Origin of the sequence: Streptomyces sp. NBC_01233 (genome assembly GCF_035989305.1) — a bacterium.
Lineage (GTDB): Bacteria > Actinomycetota > Actinomycetes > Streptomycetales > Streptomycetaceae > Streptomyces.
The window spans coordinates 3,855,804-3,876,182 of the sequence record NZ_CP108514.1; the positions used below are offsets into that span (position 1 = coordinate 3,855,804).

General features: G+C 72.1%; 17 protein-coding genes. 5 read left to right on the forward strand and 12 right to left on the reverse strand.

The genetic code is table 11. The annotated features are described in order from the left end of the window. Positions 1–136 precede the first annotated feature (136 nt). Both OG332_RS17980 and OG332_RS17985 read left to right on the forward strand, forming a co-directional pair. Positions 137–1,762 carry a penicillin-binding transpeptidase domain-containing protein gene (locus OG332_RS17980; RefSeq protein ID WP_327414432.1) on the forward strand — a complete coding sequence of 542 codons (1,626 nt, stop codon included), beginning with the start codon at positions 137–139 and terminating at the stop codon, positions 1,760–1,762. A 129-nt stretch (positions 1,763–1,891) separates the two neighbouring features. Next, positions 1,892–2,386, forward strand: coding sequence for a YbaK/EbsC family protein (locus OG332_RS17985; protein ID WP_327414433.1), 495 nt, complete (start codon positions 1,892–1,894; stop codon positions 2,384–2,386). Here OG332_RS17985 and OG332_RS17990 read toward each other — a convergent pair. The 4 genes from OG332_RS17990 to OG332_RS18005 all read right to left on the reverse strand — a co-directional run bounded on the left by OG332_RS17990 (position 2,375) and on the right by OG332_RS18005 (position 6,302). Beyond that, on the reverse strand, positions 2,375–3,532 hold the full coding sequence (locus OG332_RS17990; protein ID WP_327419278.1) for a serine hydrolase domain-containing protein: 1,158 nt from the start codon (positions 3,530–3,532) through the stop codon (positions 2,375–2,377). The two genes, OG332_RS17985 and OG332_RS17990, sit on opposite strands and share 12 nt — an antisense overlap. 199 nt (positions 3,533–3,731) lie before the next feature. Beyond that, positions 3,732–4,517 (reverse strand): energy-coupling factor ABC transporter ATP-binding protein, encoded by a 786-nt coding sequence (locus OG332_RS17995; RefSeq protein WP_327414434.1) that lies wholly within the window; start codon positions 4,515–4,517, stop codon positions 3,732–3,734. Further along, entirely contained in the window at positions 4,493–5,254 is a 762-nt protein-coding gene (gene cbiQ, locus OG332_RS18000; RefSeq protein WP_327414435.1) for a cobalt ECF transporter T component CbiQ, read from the reverse strand. Before cbiQ ends, OG332_RS17995 begins: the two co-directional genes overlap by 25 nt. Position 5,255: 1 nt before the next feature. After that, a complete protein-coding gene (locus OG332_RS18005; protein ID WP_327414436.1) occupies positions 5,256–6,302 on the reverse strand; it encodes an energy-coupling factor ABC transporter permease in 1,047 nt (348 codons plus the stop codon). A 177-nt stretch (positions 6,303–6,479) separates the two neighbouring features. On the opposite strand from OG332_RS18005, the gene OG332_RS18010 reads away from it, so the two are divergent. Further along, entirely contained in the window at positions 6,480–6,926 is a 447-nt protein-coding gene (locus tag OG332_RS18010) for an SsgA family sporulation/cell division regulator (protein WP_327414437.1), read from the forward strand. 112 nt (positions 6,927–7,038) lie between these two features. Here OG332_RS18010 and OG332_RS18015 read toward each other — a convergent pair whose 3' ends face one another. From OG332_RS18015 to OG332_RS18025, 3 genes are all read right to left on the reverse strand, one after another. Then, entirely contained in the window at positions 7,039–8,265 is a 1,227-nt protein-coding gene (locus tag OG332_RS18015) for an IS110 family transposase (RefSeq protein ID WP_327419279.1), read from the reverse strand. A gap of 239 nt (positions 8,266–8,504) precedes the next feature. Next, positions 8,505–10,718 (reverse strand): MMPL family transporter, encoded by a 2,214-nt coding sequence (locus OG332_RS18020; protein WP_327414438.1) that lies wholly within the window; start codon positions 10,716–10,718, stop codon positions 8,505–8,507. Positions 10,719–10,846: 128 nt separating this feature from the next. Beyond that, on the reverse strand, positions 10,847–11,437 hold the full coding sequence (locus OG332_RS18025) for a TetR/AcrR family transcriptional regulator (protein WP_327414439.1): 591 nt from the start codon (positions 11,435–11,437) through the stop codon (positions 10,847–10,849). 151 nt (positions 11,438–11,588) lie between these two features. Here OG332_RS18025 and OG332_RS18030 point away from each other — a divergent pair, with 151 nt between their 5' ends. Next, entirely contained in the window at positions 11,589–14,852 is a 3,264-nt protein-coding gene (locus OG332_RS18030) for a S41 family peptidase (RefSeq protein WP_327414440.1), read from the forward strand. A gap of 115 nt (positions 14,853–14,967) precedes the next feature. On the opposite strand, the gene OG332_RS18035 is transcribed toward OG332_RS18030, so the two are convergent. The 4 genes from OG332_RS18035 to OG332_RS18050 all read right to left on the reverse strand — a co-directional run bounded on the left by OG332_RS18035 (position 14,968) and on the right by OG332_RS18050 (position 18,695). Beyond that, positions 14,968–15,141: a hypothetical protein gene (locus OG332_RS18035; RefSeq protein ID WP_327414441.1), complete on the reverse strand. Its 174-nt coding sequence runs from the start codon at positions 15,139–15,141 to the stop codon at positions 14,968–14,970. Positions 15,142–15,217: 76 nt separating this feature from the next. Beyond that, positions 15,218–16,102 (reverse strand): SDR family oxidoreductase, encoded by an 885-nt coding sequence (locus tag OG332_RS18040; protein WP_327414442.1) that lies wholly within the window; start codon positions 16,100–16,102, stop codon positions 15,218–15,220. After that, a complete protein-coding gene (locus OG332_RS18045; RefSeq protein ID WP_327414443.1) occupies positions 16,099–17,025 on the reverse strand; it encodes an alpha/beta fold hydrolase in 927 nt (308 codons plus the stop codon). Before OG332_RS18045 ends, OG332_RS18040 begins: the two co-directional genes overlap by 4 nt. Further along, positions 17,022–18,695 carry a flavin-containing monooxygenase gene (locus OG332_RS18050; RefSeq protein WP_327419280.1) on the reverse strand — a complete coding sequence of 558 codons (1,674 nt, stop codon included), beginning with the start codon at positions 18,693–18,695 and terminating at the stop codon, positions 17,022–17,024. The genes OG332_RS18045 and OG332_RS18050 overlap by 4 nt, the downstream gene beginning before the upstream one ends. Positions 18,696–18,821: 126 nt before the next feature. On the opposite strand from OG332_RS18050, the gene OG332_RS18055 reads away from it, so the two are divergent. Continuing rightward, positions 18,822–19,529, forward strand: a complete 708-nt coding sequence (locus OG332_RS18055) for a MerR family transcriptional regulator (protein WP_327414444.1) — start codon at positions 18,822–18,824, stop codon at positions 19,527–19,529. On the opposite strand, the gene OG332_RS18060 is transcribed toward OG332_RS18055, so the two are convergent. Next, positions 19,511–20,314, reverse strand: a complete 804-nt coding sequence (locus OG332_RS18060; protein ID WP_327414445.1) for an exodeoxyribonuclease III — start codon at positions 20,312–20,314, stop codon at positions 19,511–19,513. The two genes, OG332_RS18055 and OG332_RS18060, sit on opposite strands and share 19 nt — an antisense overlap. Positions 20,315–20,379: the final 65 nt, after the last annotated feature.

Genomic DNA, 20,379 nt, shown 5'->3' on the forward strand with positions numbered 1-20,379 from the left:
CCTACAACGGCCTTCGCAGTCGCGATGTTCCGGTCCGGTAACAACGGCCGGAACGACACGCTCCGTCACGTAAGGTCCACACCAAGGGTTCTTTGAACGCGTTCAGGGAACCGCTGACTCCTGGGGAGGGGACGCAGTGAACGGGGCAGCGAAGGGCGCCATCGTCGGCGGGGTGTTTCTCGCGATGCTCGGCGGCACCGGATACGGGGTGTACGCCCTGGTCGGGGACAGCGGCGACAGCAAGGACGGCGAAACCTCCGTCCAAGCGGAGAAGGGCAGCGGCCCGGTCGGTGCGAAGGAGGCCGCCGCGACCGCAAAGGCCTTCCTGGCCGCATGGGCCGCCGGGGACGAGCGGGTGGCCGCCGATCTGACGAACAACGCCGCGGCCGCGCAGGCCGCCGTAGGCGACTTCCGGACCAGGGCGTACGTGTCCAAGGCCGTGATCACCCCCGGCCCGCCGAACGGGACCGCCGTCCCCTTCAAGGTCGAGGCCGAGATCACGTACGAGGGCACCACCAAGCCGCTGGCCTACGACTCCCGGCTGACCGTCGTGCGCGGGGTGACCAGCGGGAAGCCGCTGGTCGACTGGCAGCCCTCGGTGATCCACCCGCAGCTCCAGAAGGACGAGAAGCTGCGCGCGGGCGCCGCATCGAGCCCGCCGGTCAAGGCCGTCGACCGCAACGGCGAGGAGCTGACCCCGGAGAAGTACCCCTCGCTGCGGCCGATCCTCGACGAACTGCGCCAGAACTACGGCAGCAAGTCGGGCGGCAGGCCCGGCGCCGAGGTGTGGATCGAGCCGGCCCTCAAGGAGGCCCCCAAGCGGACCCTGCTGACCCTGGTCGAGGGCGAGCCGAGCACGCTCAAGACGTACCTGGACGCCACGGTGCAGGCGGCGGCCGAGCAGGCCGTCGCCAAGTACCCCGAGGCCTCGGTGGTCGCCGTCCAGCCGAGCAACGGACACATCCTGGCCGTCGCCAACCACCGCACCGACGGCTTCAACGCGGCCATGAGGGGTGCCAGGGCCCCCGGCTCCACGATGAAGATCGTGACGGCGGCCATGCTGATCGACCGGGGTCTGGTCGCGGCCGACAAGCCGGCGCAGTGCACGAAGGAGGTGCAGTGGGGCGGGCGCACCTTCCACAACCTGGACAACTTCGATCTTCCGGGCGCGAACTTCGCGGCGAGCTTCGCCAAGTCCTGCAACACCGCCTTCATCAAGCCGGTCGGCGTGATGCACGACGACGCCGCGCTCTCCAAGGAGGCCAAGGAGGTCTTCGGCATCGGCCTGGACTGGAAGACCGGCATCCAGTCCGTCGACGGCAAGGTCCCGACGGCGACGGGCGCGGAGGAGGCCGCCGGGTACATCGGGCAGGGCAAGATCACCATGAACCCGCTGAACATCGCGTCCGTCACCGCGACCGCGCGCAGCGGCACCTTCCACCAGCCGCTCCTGGTGTCGCCGGAGCTCGACGGCCGGAAGATCGCGACGGCGCAGCGGAAGATGAAGTCCTCGGTGCAGCAGCAGCTGATCTCGATGATGCGGCTGACGGCGACCTCCGGCACCGCCGAGAAGGTGATGCGGTCGGTGGGCGGCGACAAGGGCGCGAAGACGGGCTCGGCGGAGGTCGACGGCGCCGGCAGCCCGGACAGCTGGTTCACGGGCTACAGCGGCGACGTGGCCGCGGCCGCGATGGTCGAGGCCGGCGGCCACGGCGGGGACACCGCGGGGCCGATCGTCGCCGAGGTCCTCAAAGCCGGCTGACCACCCCCGCCCCGCCGCCGGCCGGCACCCCCGGCCGACGGACGGAGTCCGGCCCAGCGGCCCGCCGATCGTCGCCCGCGGGCGGAAAGCGGGACGACGCCTCCTCGCGGAAGGCGTTGGCGTCCGGGCATGACGACCACAGCGCACCCCCGTTTCGCCGAGGCACTGACCGCCCTCGGCATCGACGCCGAGGTACGGGCCTTCCCGGAGGCCACGCGGACCGCCGCCGAGGCCGCGGCCACGATCGGCTGCGAGCTCGGCCGGATCGTCAAGTCGCTGGTCTTCGCGGCGGACGGCGTACCCGTCCTGGTCCTGATGGACGGTGCCTCCCGCGTGGACGTCGCGGCGGTCGGCCGCGAGCTGGGCGCGGCCCGGGTGACCCGGGCGGACGCGGCCGTGGTCCGGGAGACCACGGGCTACGCCATCGGCGGGGTGCCGCCCTTCGGGCACCGTACGCGCACCCGGGTGCTCGCCGACCGGTCGCTGCTGGTCCACGACACGGTCTGGGCGGCGGCCGGGACCCCGCACACGGTGTTCCCGATGGCTCCCGGCGAGCTCGTCAGGTATGCCGGGGCCACCGTGGCCGACGTGCGCGAGCAGCCGTCCGAGCCGTCAGAGGGATGACCGCAGGGCGCGGACCAGGGCTTGGGCGCGCGGGTCGGCGGTGACCGACTTGGCCAGGGCGTTGGTGACGTAGCCGAAGCCGATGCCCGCCTCCGGGTCCGCGAAGGCCAGGGATCCACCGCGGCCGGGGTGGCCGAAGGAGGTCGGGGAAAGCAGCGGCGAGGCCGGGCCGTGCAGCATGTAGCCGGGGCCGAAGCGGGTGTTCACGACGAGCACCCGGTCCGGGCCCGAGGAGAGTTCGCGGCCGGCGAGTGCGGTGGTGGCCGGGGTGAAGATCCGCGCGCCGTCCTCGACCACGCCGATCGTGGCCCCGTAGAAGCGGGCCAGTCCGCGCGCCGTGCCGATGCCGTTCGAGGCGGGGAGTTCGGCGGCCCGGTAGGCGGGGGCGTTCTCGTCGGGCAGCGGGTCGATGGCCGTGAAGGCGCGGCGGGTGAGGGAGTCCGGGTCGGCGTAGGCCTCGGAGACGTTGCGCCGCGGCCGGGTCCTGAGCATGCCCGCGCCCGACGGCGGGTCGACCGGGGCCACCCGGCCCACCCGGTGCGCCTCGGTCTCCGGCAGTCCTATCCAGAAGTCGACGCCCAGCGGCTCGGTCATCTCCTCCGCCAGTACGGTGCCCAGCGTGCGGCCGGTCACCCGCAGCACCAGCTCGGACAGCAGCCAGCTGTAGGTCTGCGCGTGGTAGCCGTGCTCGGCGCCCGGCTCCCAGAAGGGCTGCTGCGCGGCGACGGCGTGCGCTCCGGAGACCCCGTCCGCGGCCTCGGCGGCGGTCAGCCCGCGGTCCAGCACCGGGACGCCGGCCCGGTGCGCGAGCAGGTCGCGGACCAGGATCCGCTCCTTGCCGCCCGTCTTGAACTCCGGCCAGTACGAGCCCACCGGTGCGTCCAGGTCGAGCAGCCCGCGCTGGTGCAGCAGCAGGGGCACGGCGGCGGCCACGCCCTTGGTCGCGGAGCGGACGATCTGCGCGGTGTCCTCCGTCCAGGGATCCGTGCCGTCGGCGTCCTCGGTGCCGCCCCACAGGTCGACGACCTTGCGGCCGTCGCGGTAGACGGCCACGGCCGCGCCGCGGTCCCCGAGCACCTCGAAATTGCGCGCGAACGCGTCCCGGACGGGCTCGAAGCCCTCCGCCACCGTCCCGTGGACATCCACGTCTACTCCCAGCACCTGCCGCGACGCCCCGATGGCGCCCACGCCTACGTCACCATGCAACGCCCGCCGGACGACCCTGCTTCCCGGGTCCCCCGAAGCGGCCCACCGGGCCCGGTACCCGGCGGGCGGGGTCCGGCGCAGCGGCCCGCCGTGACATGAGCCGCTCCGCGGGCGTGGCCGCAAGGCGCCCCGGCGCCGATCAGTGCGAGGGGCGCGTCAAGAGGGGCGTGCGCGGGTCGAAGCCGAACGGGAGCTCCAGCCGGTGGGCCCGCATCAGCTTCTCGTCGCACAGCAGGTCCTGCGTGCGGCCGTCCGCCGCGATGACCCCCTCGCTGAGGACCACCGAGCGCGGGCACAGCTCCAGTGCGTACGGCAGGTCGTGCGTCACCATCAGCACGGTCACGTCGAGCGAGCGCAGGATGTCCGCGAGCTCGCGGCGCGAGGCCGGGTCCAGATTGGACGAGGGCTCGTCCAGGACCAGGATCTCGGGCCGCATGGCCAGGACGGTCGCCACCGCGACCCGGCGGCGCTGCCCGAAGGACAGGTGGTGCGGCGGCCGGCCGGCGAAGTCCGCCATGCCGACCTGGTCCAGGGCGGCCCGGACCCGCTCCTCCAGCTCCGGGCCCCGCATTCCGGCCGCGGCCGGCCCGAAGGCCACGTCCTCCCGCACGGTCGGCATGAACAGCTGGTCGTCGGGGTCCTGGAAGACGATCCCGACCCGGCGCCGGATCTCGGCGAGGTTCCGCTTCTCCACGGGCAGCCCGGCCACGGTCACCGCGCCGACCCCGCCGCCCAGGATGCCGTTGAGGTGCAGCACCAGCGTGGTCTTGCCGGCGCCGTTGGGACCGAGCAGGGCGACCCGCTCGCCGCGCCCGACGGTCAGGTCCACGCCGAAGAGGGCCTGGTGTCCGTCGGGGTAGGCGTAGGCGAGGCCGGAGACTTCCAGCGAAGGGGTGAGGTTCACAGCGTCCATCCCATCAGACATACGGCGAGGGCCGTCACCGGGAGTACGGCCGCGTACGCCCACTGGGTGCGCGTGGCCACGACCTCGTCGATCACCGGCATCGAGTCGGCGTAGCCGCGGCTGACCATGGCGAGGTAGACCCGCTCGCCGCGCTCGTAGGAGCGGATGAACAGCGCGCCGGCGGTCTTGGCCAGCACCCCCCAGTGCCGGATCCCGCGGGCTTCGAACCCGCGCGAGCGGCGGGCGATGGACATCCGGCGCAGCTCGTCGCTGATCACGTCGCCGTAGCGGATCATGAAGGAGGCGATCTGGACGAGCAGCGGCGGCAGCTTCAGCCGCTGCAGTCCCAGCAGCAGGGCCCGCAGCTCGGTCGTGGAGGCCAGGAGGACGGATGCGGCCACGCCGAGCGTGCCCTTGGCGAGGACGTTCCAGGCGCCCCACAGGCCGGAGACGCTGAGGGACATGCCGAGGACCTCCACCCGCTCTCCCTCGGCGACGAAGGGCATGAGCACGGCGAAGGCGACGAACGGGACCTCGATCAGCAGCCTCCGCAGCAGGAAGCCGGCCGGGATCCGGGCCACGGCCGCGGCCGCGGCGATCAGGACGGCGTACAGGCCGAAGGCCCACACCGCCTCGCGCGGCGTGGACACGACGACCACGACGAAGGCGAAGGTCGCGGCGAGCTTGCAGTGCGGGGGCAGGCCGTGGACCGGCGTGTGCCCGTGCCGGTAGAGCTTGTGGGCGTGGCCGGCTCCCATGTCAGCCCGCCGAGACGGAGGTGGCGGTCAGCTCTTCCGTGCGGCGCCGGCGCACGGCCCAGAAGATCCCGGTGCCGGCGGCGACGGTCACGCCGACGCCGATGACCCCGGCGAGGCCGCCGGACAGCCGGGCGTCGTCGACGTTCTTGACGCCGTAGTCGGCGAGCGGGGAGTCGGCGGCCGCGTGGTCCTCGACCTTCTCGTCGATGCCCTTGTCGGCGGCGACCTTCTCCAGGCCGTCGGGGCTGGCGGAGGCGTAGTAGGAGACGAACCCGGCGAGGACGAGCGCGGTGACCAGGCCGGTCGCCCACACCTTCCGGGTGGAGCGGGCGGCCGCCGGAGTGGCGGCGGCCGCGGGGGCGTCGACGAGCTCGCCGCCGACGCGCAGCTTGAGCGGCGCGGTCAGCCCGCGGGCGCCGTGCACCAGGTCGGGCCGTACGGCGATCACGGCGCCCACGGTCGCGGCGGTGATGGCGGCCTCGCCGATGCCGATGAGCACGTGCACGCCGACCATGGCGGTGAGCACCTTGCCGATGGCCACGTCGGTGGTGCCGCCGATCGCGTAGACGGCGGTGAAGGCCGCGGCGGCGGCGGGCACCGAGAGCAGGGCTCCCGCGAAGGCGGCCACGGTCACGGAGCGGCGGGTGGGCGGCAGGATCCCGAGCAGCCCACGGAAGATCGCGTAGGCGACGACGACGGTGACGACGCCCATGACGGTGACGTTCACGCCGAGGGCGGTCAGCCCGCCGTCGGCGAAGAGGATGCCCTGCATGAGCAGGACGACGGACACGCACAGCACACCGGTGTAGGGGCCGACGAGTATCGCGGCGAGGGCCCCGCCCAGCAGGTGGCCGCTGGTGCCGGCGGCGACCGGGAAGTTCAGCATCTGCACGGCGAAGATGAAGGCGGCGACGAGGCCGGCGAGCGGCGCGGTGCGCTCGTCGAGTTCGCGTCGGGCGCCGCGGAGGCTGACGGCCACCGCGACGCCGGCCGCCACTCCGGCGGCCACCGAGACGGGTGCGTTGATGAAACCGTCGGGCACATGCATGGAGTGGCTCCGCTTCCTTACGCCTTAACGCACTCTTTAACCGCTCAAGAATAGTGCCTAGTTGCAAACCGTTGGCAAGAGCGGGTCCGTCACAAAAACACCCGTGCGGTTTCGTCGGAATGTGCGAGGCTGGAGGACAAACGGACGCATATGTTCCGATTTCGAGGAGACTGGTCGATGTCAGCCAACGCCGAGAATCCACCAGCCACCGCGACCGCCGGCGCGACCGCCACCATGACCGCCGCCACATCCACGACCACGACCCCGGTCGAGGAGCGGGTCCGCGCCCGGGTGATCACGGACGATCCCCTCTACCGGACCATCCCGGTCGCCCTGCGCTTCGCGCCCGCCGAGCCGCTGGCCGTGCGGATCGTCTTCCCGGCCGATCTGTCACCCGAGGGCACCGACAACGAGTGGGTCTTCCCCCGCGCCCTGCTGGAGGCCGGCCTCCAGGCGCCGACCGGGACCGGGGACGTACGCATCTGGCCCTGCGGCCGGGTCCAGGCGGTGGTCGAGTTCCACTCCCCCGAGGGCGTCGCCGTGATCCAGTTCGACATCGCCGCGCTGCGCCGCTTCCTGCGCCGTACGTACGCCCCGGCCGGCGCCGCCACCCGTAAGGCGTAGGGCCCGGGCGCGAAACGGCCCGGCCCCGCACCGCCTGGTGAGCAGGCGGTGCGGGGCCGGGCCGTCCTGTCGGCCGGACGCTGCGAGGTCAGACACCCCATGTCGTTTGGTGTCAAGCGGCATGGGGGTGGGTGTGGTGGGACCAAGCGGTCGCTTCGTCGTAGCGGGTGCGGGTTTTGAGGCAGCCGTGGAGGATGCCGACGAGCCGGTTCCCGAGCTGGCGGAGGGCGGGGTTGTAGCCGGCCTCACGGGCGCGTTGCTTGTCGTAGTAGCCGCGGGCGCCGGGTGAGGACCGCAGAGCGGAGAACGCCTGGGTCTGAAGCGCGTCGGCGAGCCGGTTGTTGCGGACGTAGCGGGCCTGGACGGTGTGGCTCTTGCCGGAGGCCCTGGTGATGGGGCTCGTGCCGGCGTAGTTCTTGCGGGCCTTCGCGGACGTGTATCGGGTGGGGTCGTCTCCGAACTCGGCGAGCACCCGGGCGCCGACGATCTCACCGATGCCGGGCATCGAGAGGTAGATCTCAGCGTCCGGGTGCGCCAGAAAATGTGCCCTCACCTGCTCTTCCATCACGGCGATCTGCTCGTTCAACGCGATGATCAGACGGGCGTGAGCGGTGGCGGCGGCCGCGTAGGCGGCGGTGACCGGCTCGGGCAGGCCGAGCTGCCGCTCACGCAGCGCGCTCTGGACGGTGGCCGCTTTCGCGTCCCGGTTGTGGCGGCGGTGGCGGGTCAGGACGGCGGTGATCTGGGTGCGGGTCAGCTTCGCCGCCGTGGCCGGGGTGGGTGCCTTGATCAGCAGTTCCAGCGCGTCGGTGCTGGTCAGGGTCAGGTCCGAGTAGGCGTTCAGGGCGGCGGGGAAGTACTCGCGCAGTGTGGTGCGCAGCCGCTGGAAGGTGCGGGTGCGTTCCCAGATGAGGGTCTGGTGGGCGCGGGCGACGACCTTGACGGCCTGGGCCGCCTCGCTGTCGCCGGCCACCGGCCGCAGCTGGGCCCGGTCGATGCGGACCATGTCGGCGAGCGCGTGCGCGTCGCCCTTGTCGCTCTTGGCTCCGGAGGAGCCATACCGTTCCTTGAAGCGGTTGACCTGCCGGGGGTTGACCGCGAACACCTGGTAGCCGGAGGCGATCAGGGCCTGCACCCAAGAGCCGCGGTCGGTCTCGATTGCGACCACGACGCCGGCCGGGTCCAGGTCCTCACCGCCGTGGCGGGCGACGAGTTCGTGCAGTTTCGCGATGCCCGCCACTCCTTCGGGCAGGTTCGCGGCGGCCAGTTTCCGGCCGGTCTCGTCCTGGACCTCGACATCATGGTGGTCCTCGGCCCAGTCATCACCGATCAGCAGCAACAGACCCTCCCCGGTCACGTACTTCACCCAGCGGTGCAGCCTGCGGAAGGCACGGCACGCGGCCTAATGGATCCAGTGCTCACGCCCCGTGGGGCGGGCACGCCACCCCATCAGCGGTCTGGCCTCCCGGCCGACCAGCAAGGGCACGGTCTGACCTCAGAGCTCGAAGGCTCCGGCGTCGAAAGTGCTCACCAGCTGGCGGCTACGGAACCGAGCATTCCCCGGTTCCGTAGCTCCCATTAGGCGTTGACCAGCTCGCGGTCCTTGTCCGGGCCCTCGGGCGACTGCGGGGACCGCTCGAGGTGCTTGCGCAGGCTCTCGCCCTCCACGTCCACGTTCGGCAGCAGCCGGTCCAGCCACTTCGGCAGCCACCAGGCCTTGTGCCCGAGCAGTGCGAGCACCGCCGGAACGATGGCCATGCGGACCACGAAGGCGTCGAAGAAGACGGCGACGGCCAGACCGAAGCCGATCATCTTGACCATCTGCTCGCTGGCTCCGATGAAGCCCGCGAACACCGCGATCATGATGACGGCGGCGGCCACGACGACCCGCGCGCTGTACTGGAAGCCGGTCACCACGGCCTGGCCCGGGCGCTCGCCGTGGACGTACGCCTCACGCATGCGGGTGACGAGGAAGACCTCGTAGTCCATGGCCAGACCGAAGACGACGCCCACCATGAAGATCGGCATCATCGACATGATCGGGCCGGTCTGCTCCACGCCGAAGAGCGAGCCGAGCCAGCCCCACTGGAAGACCGCGACGACCGCGCCGAGGGCGGCGACGACCGAGAGCAGGAAGCCGAGGGCCGCCTTGAGCGGGACCAGGATCGAGCGGAACACCAGCATCAGCAGCAGGAAGGCGAGGCCGACGACGAGCGCCAGGTAGGGCAGCAGCGCGTCGTTCATCTTCTGCGAGAAATCGATGTTCATCGCGGTGGCGCCGGTGACGAGGACGTCGTCGCCGCTGCCGTCGCGGATCTCGTGGACCAGGTCCTCCGTCTGCACGGAGGACGGACGGTCCTTCGGGATGACGGTGATGACCGAGGCGTCGCCGCTCTCGTTGGAGGTCGGCGGGGTGACCGCGACGACGCCCTCCAGGCCCTTGATCCGGTCGACGGTGGAGTCGGCGAGGGCCTTGTCCCCGTCCACGACGACCATCAGCGGGCCGTTGAAGCCCGGTCCGAAGCCCTCGGACAGCAGGTCGTACGCCTGGCGCTGGGTGGTGGAGACCGGCTGGGCGCCGTCGTCCGGCAGGCCCATCTCCAGCTTGCTCGCCGGGATGGCGATGACGCCGAGGCCGATCACACCGGCCAGCAGCACCATGACCGGGCGGCGCAGGACGAAGCGGGCCCAGCGGGTGCCGCCGTTGGCCTTCTTCTCGTCGGCCCCAGAGGAATTGCTACGCGCGCCCTTGCCGAACAGCCTGCTCTTCTCGCCGGCGGGCAGGACCTTCTTGCCCGCGAAGCCGAGGATGGCCGGGACCAGGGTCAGGGCGACCAGGACCGCGATGACCACCGTGCCGGCGGCCGCAACGCCCATCTTGGTCAGCATCGGGATGTTGACGACGGCCAGGCCCACGAGCGCGATGACCACGGTCAGACCGGCGAACACGACGGCGGAGCCGGCGGTTCCGGCGGCCCGGCCGGCGGCCTCGTCCCGCTCGCGGCCCTCGGCGAGCTCCGCGCGGTAGCGGGAGACGATGAAGAGGGCGTAGTCGATGCCGACCGCGAGGCCGATCATCATCGCGAGGGTGGAGGTGGTGGAGCCGAGGTCCAGCACGTTGGCGAGCGCGGTGATGGAGGAGACGCCGATGCCGACGCCGATCAGGGCGGTCAGCAGCGGCAGCCCGGCCGCGATCAGCGAGCCGAAGGTGATCACGAGGACGATCGCGGCGACCATGATGCCGATGATCTCGCCGGAGCCGGTCTCGGGGGCCGCCATCAGCGCGTCACCGCCGATCTGGACGTTCAGGCCGGTGGCCTTCGCCGCGGTGCCGGAGTCCTTCAGCGCCTCGCGGGTCTCGTCCTTCAGCTCCATGCCGCTGACGTCGTACTTGGCGCTGACGTAGGCGGTGGAACCGTCCTGGCTCACGGCCTGGGCCTCGTACGGGTCGGCGACCGAGGAGATCTGCTCCGCGCCCGGTCCCGACTTCAGGCCGGCGACGATCTTCTGGACCTCCGCCTTGGGGCCGGGGTCGGTGACCTTGGCGCCCTCGGGGGCCTTGATGACGATGCGGGCGGTGGCGCCGTCGGCGGCCATGCCCGGGAACTTCTTGTCCAGCAGGTCGAAGGCCTTCTGGGCCTCCGTGCCGGGTATCGAGAACGAGCCGGAGGTGGGGGCGCCGGCCGAGGCCGCGCCGAAGCCGGCGGCGAACAGCAGCGCCACCCAGATGAGGGCGACCAGGCCGCGGCGCCGGAAGGCGCCCCTGCCGAGCCGGTAGAGGAAGGTAGCCACGTCGGTGGTTCTCCCGTTCAGGTCGTGGGATGGATCCGGATGGATCAGGGCGTGGAGAGCCGGCCCGACGACGAGAGCGGCGTGTCAGGAGCAGCAGGAAGCGGTGGAGCCGAAGGGGACGGGGTGGATCAGACGCCGAGGGCGGGGAAGACCACGGCATCGATGAACTCACCGAGGAAGGCCCGGTCCACGGGACGGTCCTCGATCAGCGGGAGCGCGATGAACGCCCCGATGAGCATGTGCGGTACGAAATCCAGGGCCGGACACTCCGGTCGGATCTCGCCCCGGTCCACCGCGCGCTGGAGCATCGCCTGGAGACCGTTGATCTCCGGGTCGACCAGCAGGTCGCGCAGGGCCTTGTGGAGCTCCGGGCTCTCGTGGACGGCATGGGCCAGACCCCGCATCAGCGCGGTGTCCTTGGCCATCTGCGCGTCGTCGGAGTGCTCCACCATGAGCGCGAAGTCCCCGCGCAGGGTGCCCGTGTCGATCTCCCGCAGCGAAACGGGCTGCGTGCATCGCAGGGCCTTGGCGACCAGTTCCGGCTTGCTCCCCCACTGGCGGTAGAGGGTGGCCTTGCTGGACTTCGTACGGGCGGCGACCGCGTCCATGGTCAGCGCCTCGTAGCCGACGTCACGCAGGAGGTCGAGGACCGCCTCGTGCAGTTCGGCCTGACGTTCGGGGGTGATCCGGCTGCGCCGGGCCGCCATCGCCTCGGTCATCTCCGCCCCTCCGTCCGAACGAAACTCTTCCGTACGTTTAAGACGATACCCCGACCCCAAGCGAAACGAAACCGTTCCGTTTCGCTTGGCGGAGTGTCATGGATCACGTGTACGAGTTGCCAGGGCCCCCCACCGCGGAAAGCATTGGGGGGTGAGTCACGACGTCGCGTACCTCCGGTTCCCGCACCTGCACGACGACCTCCTGTGCTTCGTCAGCGAGGACGACCTCTGGGTCGCGCCGCTGGTCCCCGACGGGCAGACGCCCGGGCGGGCCTGGCGGATCACCATCGACCGGACCCGGGTCAACCACCCGCGGTTCTCCCCCGACGGCAAGCACATCGCCTTCGCCACCTGGCGCACCCTCGACCCCGAGATCCACCTCGCCCCCGTCGACGGCGGCCCGGCCCGCCAGTTGAGCCACTGGGGCGCCATCGACACCCGGGTCTGCGGCTGGGACCCCGAGGGCAACATCCTGGCGGTCTCCTCACGGGGACAGCCGTTCTCCTACTACTCCTGGGCCTACAAACTGCCCACCGACGGCAGCCCCGGCGGACGCCTCCCCTGGGGGCCCGTGTCCGACATCCAAGTCGCCGACACCGACGGCGAGCACCGCACCCTGCTGCTCACCGGCAAGCCCCCGCACGAGCCCGCCGCCTGGAAGCGCTACCGCGGCGGCGCCACCGGCCGGCTGTGGCTGCACGGCCGGCAGCTGCTGGAGGACGTCGAGGGGCACCTCGACGCGCCGATGTTCGTGGGCGGCCGGATCGCCTTCCTCTCCGACCACGAGGGCATCGGCAACCTGTACTCCGTCCTGCCCGACGGCACCGGCCTGCGCCGCCACACCGACCACGACGAGTTCTACGCCCGGCACGCCTCCAGCGACGGCTCCCGGATCGTCTACCAGTGCGCCGGGGAACTCTGGCTCGTCGAGTCCCTCGCCCCCGACGCCGTGCCGCGCAGGCTCCAGGTCCGCCTCGGCGGCCCCCGCGCGGGCCGGCGCACCTACCAGGCGTCGGCCGCCAGCAACGTCGACTCGCTCTCCGTGGACACCACCGGCCGGGCCAGCGCGGTCGTGGTGCGCGGCAGCCTGTACTGGCTGACCCACCGCGACGGGCCCGCCCGGACCATCGCCGACACCCCGGGCGTGCGCGTGCGGCTGCCGGAGATGCTCGGCAGCGGCGGGCAGGTCGCCTACGTCACCGACGCCGAGGGCGAGGACGCGATCGAGATCGCCTACCTGCCCCGGGCCTCCGGGGAGCGCGAGCCGCGCCGGCTGGCCTCGGGCGAGCTGGGGCGCGTCACCGAACTGCTCTCGGACCCGGACGGGGAGCGACTCGCCATCGCCTCCAACGACGGACGGCTGCTGCTCGTCAACGCGACGGAGGAGTCCGACGGAGAGGTCACCGAGCTGATCCGGTCCATCAACGGACCCGTCACCGACCTGGCCTTCTCCCCCGACGGGGGCTGGCTGACCTGGTCGCATCCGGGCATCGGCCGTTCGCTGCGGCAGATCAAGATGGCCCACATCTCGGGATCGGGCGGGCGCGTCATCATCGACGTCACCAACGGCCGCTTCGAGGACGAGAATCCGGTCTTCACCCGGGACGGGCGCTACCTGGCCTTCCTGTCCTGGCGCGGCTTCGACCCGGTCTACGACGTGCACACCGGCGACCTGTCGTTCCCGCTGGGCTGCCGCCCGTACCTGGTGCCGCTGTCCTCCGCGACCCCCTCCCCCTTCGCGCTCTCCGCCGAGGGCCGGCCCGCGGCGGGGGGACTGGACCCCGTCGAAGGGGACTCGTCCGACGGCGACGGCTCCGTGACCGTGGAGGTGGAGGGGCTGGAGAGCCGGGTCACCCCCTTCCCGGTGTCCGCGTCCAAGTACTCGGCCCTGTACCCGGTGCACGGCGGCGGGCTGGTGTGGCTGCGCTGGCCGATCTCGGGCGCGCTCGGCGAGACCTTCGCCAACCCCAACGACATCAGCGGCAAGCCCACGCTGGAGCACTTCGACCTCACCAAGGCCCGCAAGACCGAACTGGCCTCGGGACTCGACTGGTTCGCGGTCAGCGGCGACGGCACCCGGCTGGTCATCAACGACGACGGGGACCTGCGCGCGGTCCCGGCGACCGAGTCGGGCGACAGCGACTCGACCGTCTACCTGGACCTGCGGCGCATCCTGCACGAGGTGGACCCGGCGGCCGAGTGGCGCCAGGCCTTCGAGGAGGCCGGGCGGATCATCCGCGCCTACTTCTGGGAGCCGAGGATGTGCGGCATCGACTGGGACGGGGTGCTGCGCCAGTACCGCCCCCTGGTCGAACGGGTCGCCTCCCCCGACGAGTTCGCCGACCTGCTGCGCGAGGTCCTCGGCGAGCTCGGCACCTCGCACGCCTACGTCTCCCCCGCACGCCGCAACGAAGGCCCCCCGCACTACCAGCGGGCGATCGGCCTGCTCGGCGCCAATCTCTACCCCAAGGACGGGACCTGGGTGATCGCCCGGATCCTGCCCGGCGAGTCCTCGGACTCCAAGGCCCGCTCCCCGCTGGCCGGCACCGGCATCCGGGAGGGCGCCGTGCTCACCCATGTGGACGGACGGCCCGTGGACCCGGTGACCGGCCCCTATCCGCTGCTGTCGGCGGCGGGCGGGACCACGGTCGAGCTGACCTTCCAGCCCGCGGAGGGCGAGGGCCGCGCCCGGCGGGTCGCCATCGTGCCGCTGATCGACGAGCGGCCGCTGCGCTACCAGGACTGGGTGTCCAAACGGCGCGAGGTGGTCCGGGAGATCAGCGGCGGCCGGTGCGGCTACCTCCACATCCCCGACATGGGCGGCTCGGGCTGGGCGCAGTTCAACCGCGACCTGCGGATGGAGATGTCCCGCCCCGCGCTGATCGTGGACGTACGCGGCAACGCGGGCGGCCACATCAGCGAGCTGGTGGTGGAGAAGCTGACCCGCTCCATCCTCGGCTGGGACCTGACGCGCGACGCCCAGCCGGTGTCGTACGCCTCCAACGCGCCCCGCGGTCCGATCGTGGCGCTGGCCGACGAGGCGACCTCCTCCGACGGGGACATGATCACCGCGGCCTTCAAACTGCTGGGGCTGGGCCCGGTGGTGGGCCAGCGCACCTGGGGCGGCGTGGTCGGCATGACCGGCCGGCACACCCTCGGCGACGGCACGGTGATCACGGTGCCGATGAACGCCGCCTGGTTCCCGGAGTACGGCTGGTCGGTGGAGAACCACGGCGTGGAACCGGACTTCCCGGTCCTGCGCACCCCGCTCGACTGGGCGGAGGGGCGGTACCCGGGTCTGGACGATGCCGTGCACCTGGCGCTGGAGCTGCTGGAGCAGGACCCGGCCGCGGTGCCGCCCGGTTACACGGACGTACCGGACCGGCGCCGTCCGAAGCTCCCGCCCCGGGAGTAGCTCCTCTCCCCGGGAGCCCCGGAAGCCCCGGAAGCCCCGGGAGAGGAGCATGCGGAAGGGGCGCGATCCACACCATCGGGGATCGCGCCCCTTCGCAGGTCCTACGGCAGTCCGGTCAGGCGTCGAACTCGCTGCGCACCGGGTCCGCTTGCTGCTGCGGCCTGCGCTTCGACTTCTCCTGGAGCTTGGCGGTGCGCTCGGTCGCCCCGTCCTTCGCACCCTTGGCGCCGGTCTGCGCCCTGTTCCTGAGCTCGTCGGCCTTGTCCTGGAACTGGTCCTTGATACCCATGCTGTTCACTCCATGAGGGGTGTTGGTGGTGGGGCCTCGACCAGACTTGCACGGGCGAACAAAGCTCGCATTTCGATCAGTGACTCTGTGTGCGCTCCTGCTCGTCCGCGGCCCCGCCGGCGCCCACAAGTCCCTTGGAAACACCGGACAACCGCGGCTCGAAGCGCTTCATCTCGCGCTGTCCGACCGTGGCGATGAGCCCGGGCAGGTAGCCGCGCATCCCCTGCATCCCGCGCAGCCACCACTGGGCGTACACGTGCGGGGAGCGCCGCTCGATGCCCGCGACGATCCGGTCGACGGCGGGGCCGAGCGGGTACGTGCGGTTCGACGGCCAGGGCAGCCGCTGGCGCAGCTCCCGCATGACCTCGTCCTGGTCGGCTCCGCGCACCATGTCGGTGTCGGTCCAGGAGAGGTAGCCGACGCCGACCTTGACGCCCTTGTGGCCGACCTCGGCGCGCAGGCAGTGGGCGAAGGCCTCGACGCCCGACTTGGACGCGCAGTAGGCGGTCATCATGGGCGCCGGGGTGATCGCGGCAAGCGAGGCGATCTGCAGGAAGTAGCCGCGGCTCTCCGTCAGTACGGGGAGGAAGGCGCGGGCGGTGACGGCCCCTCCGATGAGGTTGACCTCGATCACCCGCCGCCAGGCGTCGGGGTCCGAGTCGGCGAACGGCCCGCCGGCGGCCACGCCCGCGTTGGCGACGACGATGTCGACCTTGCCGAAGCGCTGCTTGACCTCCTGGGCGACACGGGCCATGGCCTCGTGGTCGGTGACGTCGGCGTACCAGTGGTCGCTGTCGGTGTGCAGCCGCTCGGAGACCTCCTTGAGGGCCTCCGGCTCCAGGCCGACGAGGGCGATCCGCGCACCGCGGGCGGAGAGCTTGCGGGCGAGCAGCTCGCCGACCCCGCGGGCGGCGCCGGTGACGACGGCGACCTGGCCTTCCAGACTCCTGCGAGCACTCACGGCGTCTTCTCCTTCTCGGTGGTGTCGAGATACAGCTCGGCCAGCTCCCGCACGGCCCGGGTGACGGCCTCGGGCGCCTCGACCGGGGTCATGTGCCCCATGCCGGTGAGCTCGGTGAGGCCCACGCAGTTCGGCAGCGCGGCGGCGAGCCCGCGGGCGTGCACGATCGGGGTGAGCCGGTCCGCGGTGCCGCCGATGACGGCGGTGGGCACGGAGAGCCGGGCCACCTCGGCGTCGAGGTCCAGCCCGGCCAGCACCTGGGACCAGGCGTGGCGCACTCCGGTGGGACAGGCGTGGACGATACGGGCGCACGCCTCGACCTTGTCGGGCGCGGAGCCGGGGCCCATCGTGGCGTACTTCAGGATCTTCCTGGCGACGGGCGTGACCGGCCCGAGGGGAGCGCGGGACCCCAGGACCGCGCCGGTGATACGGGTCCGGGCGCGCCCGGCGCGCACCGGCAGCACCTGCGCCTGCGCGACCAGCCGGGAGCTGCCGGTGCTGCACAGCAGGGCGGCTGCGGCGTGCTCGGCGAACTCGGGCCGGCCGGCCGCCGCCATGATCGTCATGCCGCCCATGGAGTGCCCGGCGACGACCGCCCGCTCCCCGGGGGCGAGGGTGGCGCCGAGCACCGCCACGAGGTCGTCGGCGAGCGCGGTGGTGCTGTGCGCCCGGGCGGCGGGGCTGCGGCCGTGCCCCCGCTGGTCGTAGGCGATGACCCGGTGGGTGGCGGCCAGGGCCCGTACCTGCGCGGCCCAGAACGCGGTGGAACAGGTCCATCCGTGCGCCAGCACCACGGCCGGCGCCCCCTCGTCCCCGTGCACCTCGACGTGCAGGCGGGCCCCGTCGGCGGAGTCGGCGACGAGCTCGCGCCGCGCGGTGGGCGGGGAGTAGGGCCCGGAGACGACGTGCGTCAACCTGCTCACGCGCTCCCCTCCGCCTCAAGTCCAGCCCCGCCGGCGTTTGAGGCGCGGGGGTCCGGGGGCAGAGCCCCCGGCAGCGGCGCGGCACCGGCCCCCACGGCGCCCCCGCGGGAGCGACGCGGCTTCGGCTCGGCGGCAGCCGCAACGGCGGCCGGGACCGGCTCGCGCTCCCGTACCCGTACGACCTCGTACTCGGCCAGGTCGACGCTCCGCGTCTCCCGGCGGAACTCGCCGGTCGTGCCCGGCCACACCGTGGTGTTCCGCCCCTGCGCGTCCAGGTACCAGCTGGTGCAGCCGCCGGTGTTCCACACCGTCCGCTCCATCCGGGTCTGCACCTGCCGGTTCCACGTGTTCACCGCCGACGGCCGCGCCGCGAGCGCGACCTTCCCGCCCAGCATGCCGAGCTGCCGCAGGTAATCGCCCATGTAGTTGAGCTGCGACTCGATCATCAGGATCATCGAGCTGTTCCCGAGCCCGGTGTTCGGGCCGATGATCGTCATCCAGTTGGGGAAGCCTGCCGCGGTGGCCCCGCGCAGCGCCTGCATCCCGTCCTTCCAGGCGTCCGCGAGGGTCTGGCCGTCCGCGCCGACCACCCGGTCGGCGATCGGCATGTCGGTGACGTGGAAGCCGGTGCCGAAGATGATCGCGTCGACCTCGGTCTCGGTCCCGTCGGCGGCGACCAGCACCGAGCCGCGGATCTCCTTCAGCCCGGAGGCGACCAGGTCCACATCGGGCCGGGCCAGGGCCGGGTAGTACTCGCTGGAGAGCAGGATCCGCTTGCAGCCGATCCGGTAGGACGGCGTCAGCTTGGCGCGCAGCGCCGGGTCCTTGATCGAGCGGGCCATGTTGGCCTTGGCCAGCGACTCGATCAGCCCGAGCTGGTTCGGCCGCTTGGTGAAGGCGCTGACCTGGAGCTCCCGGATCCCCCACAGCAGCCCGCGGCGGGCCGCCCGGGTGAAGGGCAGCTGGCGGTGGAGCCAGCGCTCGACGGCGGTGATGGCCCGGTCGGTGCGGGGCATGACCCACGGCGGGGTCCGCTGGAAGAGGGTGAGGCGTTCCACCTCGGGGGCGATGGCGGGCACGATCTGGATGGCGGAGGCGCCGGTGCCGATCATGGCGACGCGCTTGCCTCGCAGGTCGTAGTCGTGGTCCCAGCGGGCGGAGTGGAAGACCTTGCCGGGGAACTCGGCGAGCCCGGGGATCTCCGGCATCTTCGGGTCGGAGAGCGGCCCGGTCGCCGAGACGACGACGTCGGCGGTGAGGTGCCCGGCGGAGGTCTCGATCTCCCAGCGCAGCTCGTCGGGGTCCCAGCGCATCATCCGGACCTCGGAGTTCAGCCGGATGTGCCGGCGCAGCCCGAAGGTGTCGGCGACGTGCTCCAGGTAGGAGCGGATGGCCGGCTGGCCGGAGAAGGTGCGCGGCCAGTCCGGGTTGGGCGCGAAGGAGAAGGAGTACAGGTGCGAGGGGACGTCGCACGCGCAGCCCGGGTAGCTGTTGTCGCGCCAGGTGCCGCCGACGGAGTCGGCCCGTTCCAGGACGACGAAGTCCGTGATCCCCTCGCGCCGCAGGCGTACGGCCGCGCCGAGTCCGCCGAAGCCCGACCCGATCACCGCCACCCGTACGTGCTCACGTCCGCGCCCGTCCTTGCCGCCCATGCCCGCCGCCTTCCGCATCATCCGCAGATACCATCGGAACACTGCCAGCAATCACTGGCACAATCGGGAGGGTAGAGCAGCCCCGTACTCATGGGTAGGGGTCACGCCGGGAAAGTTACTGTCGGTACGCCATAAGGTGCGCCTGTGGCGAAGGATGAGACGGAAGCGAAGACGGAAGCGAAGACGGTGCGCGAGTACCGCACGGAGGAGCTGGCCGAAGCGGCCGGCATCCCGGTCCGCACCCTGCGCTTCTACCGCGAGCGCAAACTGCTCCCACCGCCGCGCCGCGAGGGGCGGATCGCCTGGTACGACGACCACCACCTGGCCCGGCTGCGCACCATCGCGGCCCTGCTGGAGCGCGGGCACACCCTCGGCGGCATCGCCGAGCTGACGGCCGCCTTCGAGAGCGGCCGCGACGTGAGCCAGCTCGGCGAGCTGCTCGGCATCGGCTGGTCGGAGGAGACCCCGGTCCGGCTGACCCCGGAGGCCCTGGCCGACTACTTCGAGGGCGAGGTCACCCCGGAGAACCTGGCGGCCTCCCTCGACCTGGGCTACCTCGCCGTGGACGGCGACGCGATCGTGCACGTCAGCCGGCGGCTGCTGGACGTCTCCTCGGCGCTGGTCCGCGAGGGCGTCCCGCTGGCGGCGGTCCTGGAGACCGGGCGCCGCGTCCGCGAGCACGCGGACGCGATGGCGCTCCTGTTCACCGAGCTGATGTCGACCCACATCTCGCCGTCGCCGGACGCGCTCACGCGGCTGCGTCCGCTGGCGAAGAGCGTGGTCGAGGCCGAGCTGACGATGGCGATGGACCGCCTGCTGGCCTCCGCCGCCGGTCAGGAACCGAGCTCGTAGACCACGGTCACGGGCGCATGGTCGGACCAGCGCTCGGGGTGCGTCTCGGCCCGCTCCACGAACGCCTTGACGGCCTTCGCGGCCAGCCCGGGCGTCGCCACCTGGAGGTCGATCCGCCAGCCGGCGTCGTTGTCGAAGGCGCGGCCCCGGTACGACCACCAGGAGTACGGGCCCTCGGTGTCCGGGTGCAGCTCGCGCACCACGTCCACGTACCCGGCCTCGGCGTACACCTTCCCGAGCCACTCCCGCTCCTCGGGCAGGAAGCCGGCGTTCTTCCGGTTCGTCTTCCAGTTCTTGAGGTCGGCTTCCCGGTGGCAGATGTTCCAGTCACCGCAGACCACGACCTCGCGCCCGTCGGCGGCGGCCCGCACCTTCAGCGCGGCGAGGTAGGTCAGGAACTCGCCCATGAACCGGTACTTCTCGTCCTGCTTCTCCGTCCCGGCCTCGCCCGAGGGCAGGTAGAGGCTGGCCACGGTCACACCGGGAAGGTCGATCTCCAGGTACCGCCCGGCCGTGTCGAATTCCTCACTGCCGAACCCGACCTGCACCCGCTCGGGCGCCCGCCGCGTGTAGAGAGCGACACCGGCCCGCCCCTTGGCGGCGGCCGGCGCGAACACGGTGTGCCAGCCGGCGGGAGTCCGGACCTCGTCCGGAATCTGCGCTTCCTCGGCCCGCACCTCCTGCAGGCAGACCACGTCGGCATCGGATCCCTCGAGCCACGCCCCGAAGCCCTTCTTGGCGGCGGCGCGGATCCCATTCACATTCACGGACGTCACAGTGATCAAAACAAGCTCCCCACATCGCACAAAACGGGAGCAGCCTACCCGCCGGGCCCCCGGCCGGGCGTTCC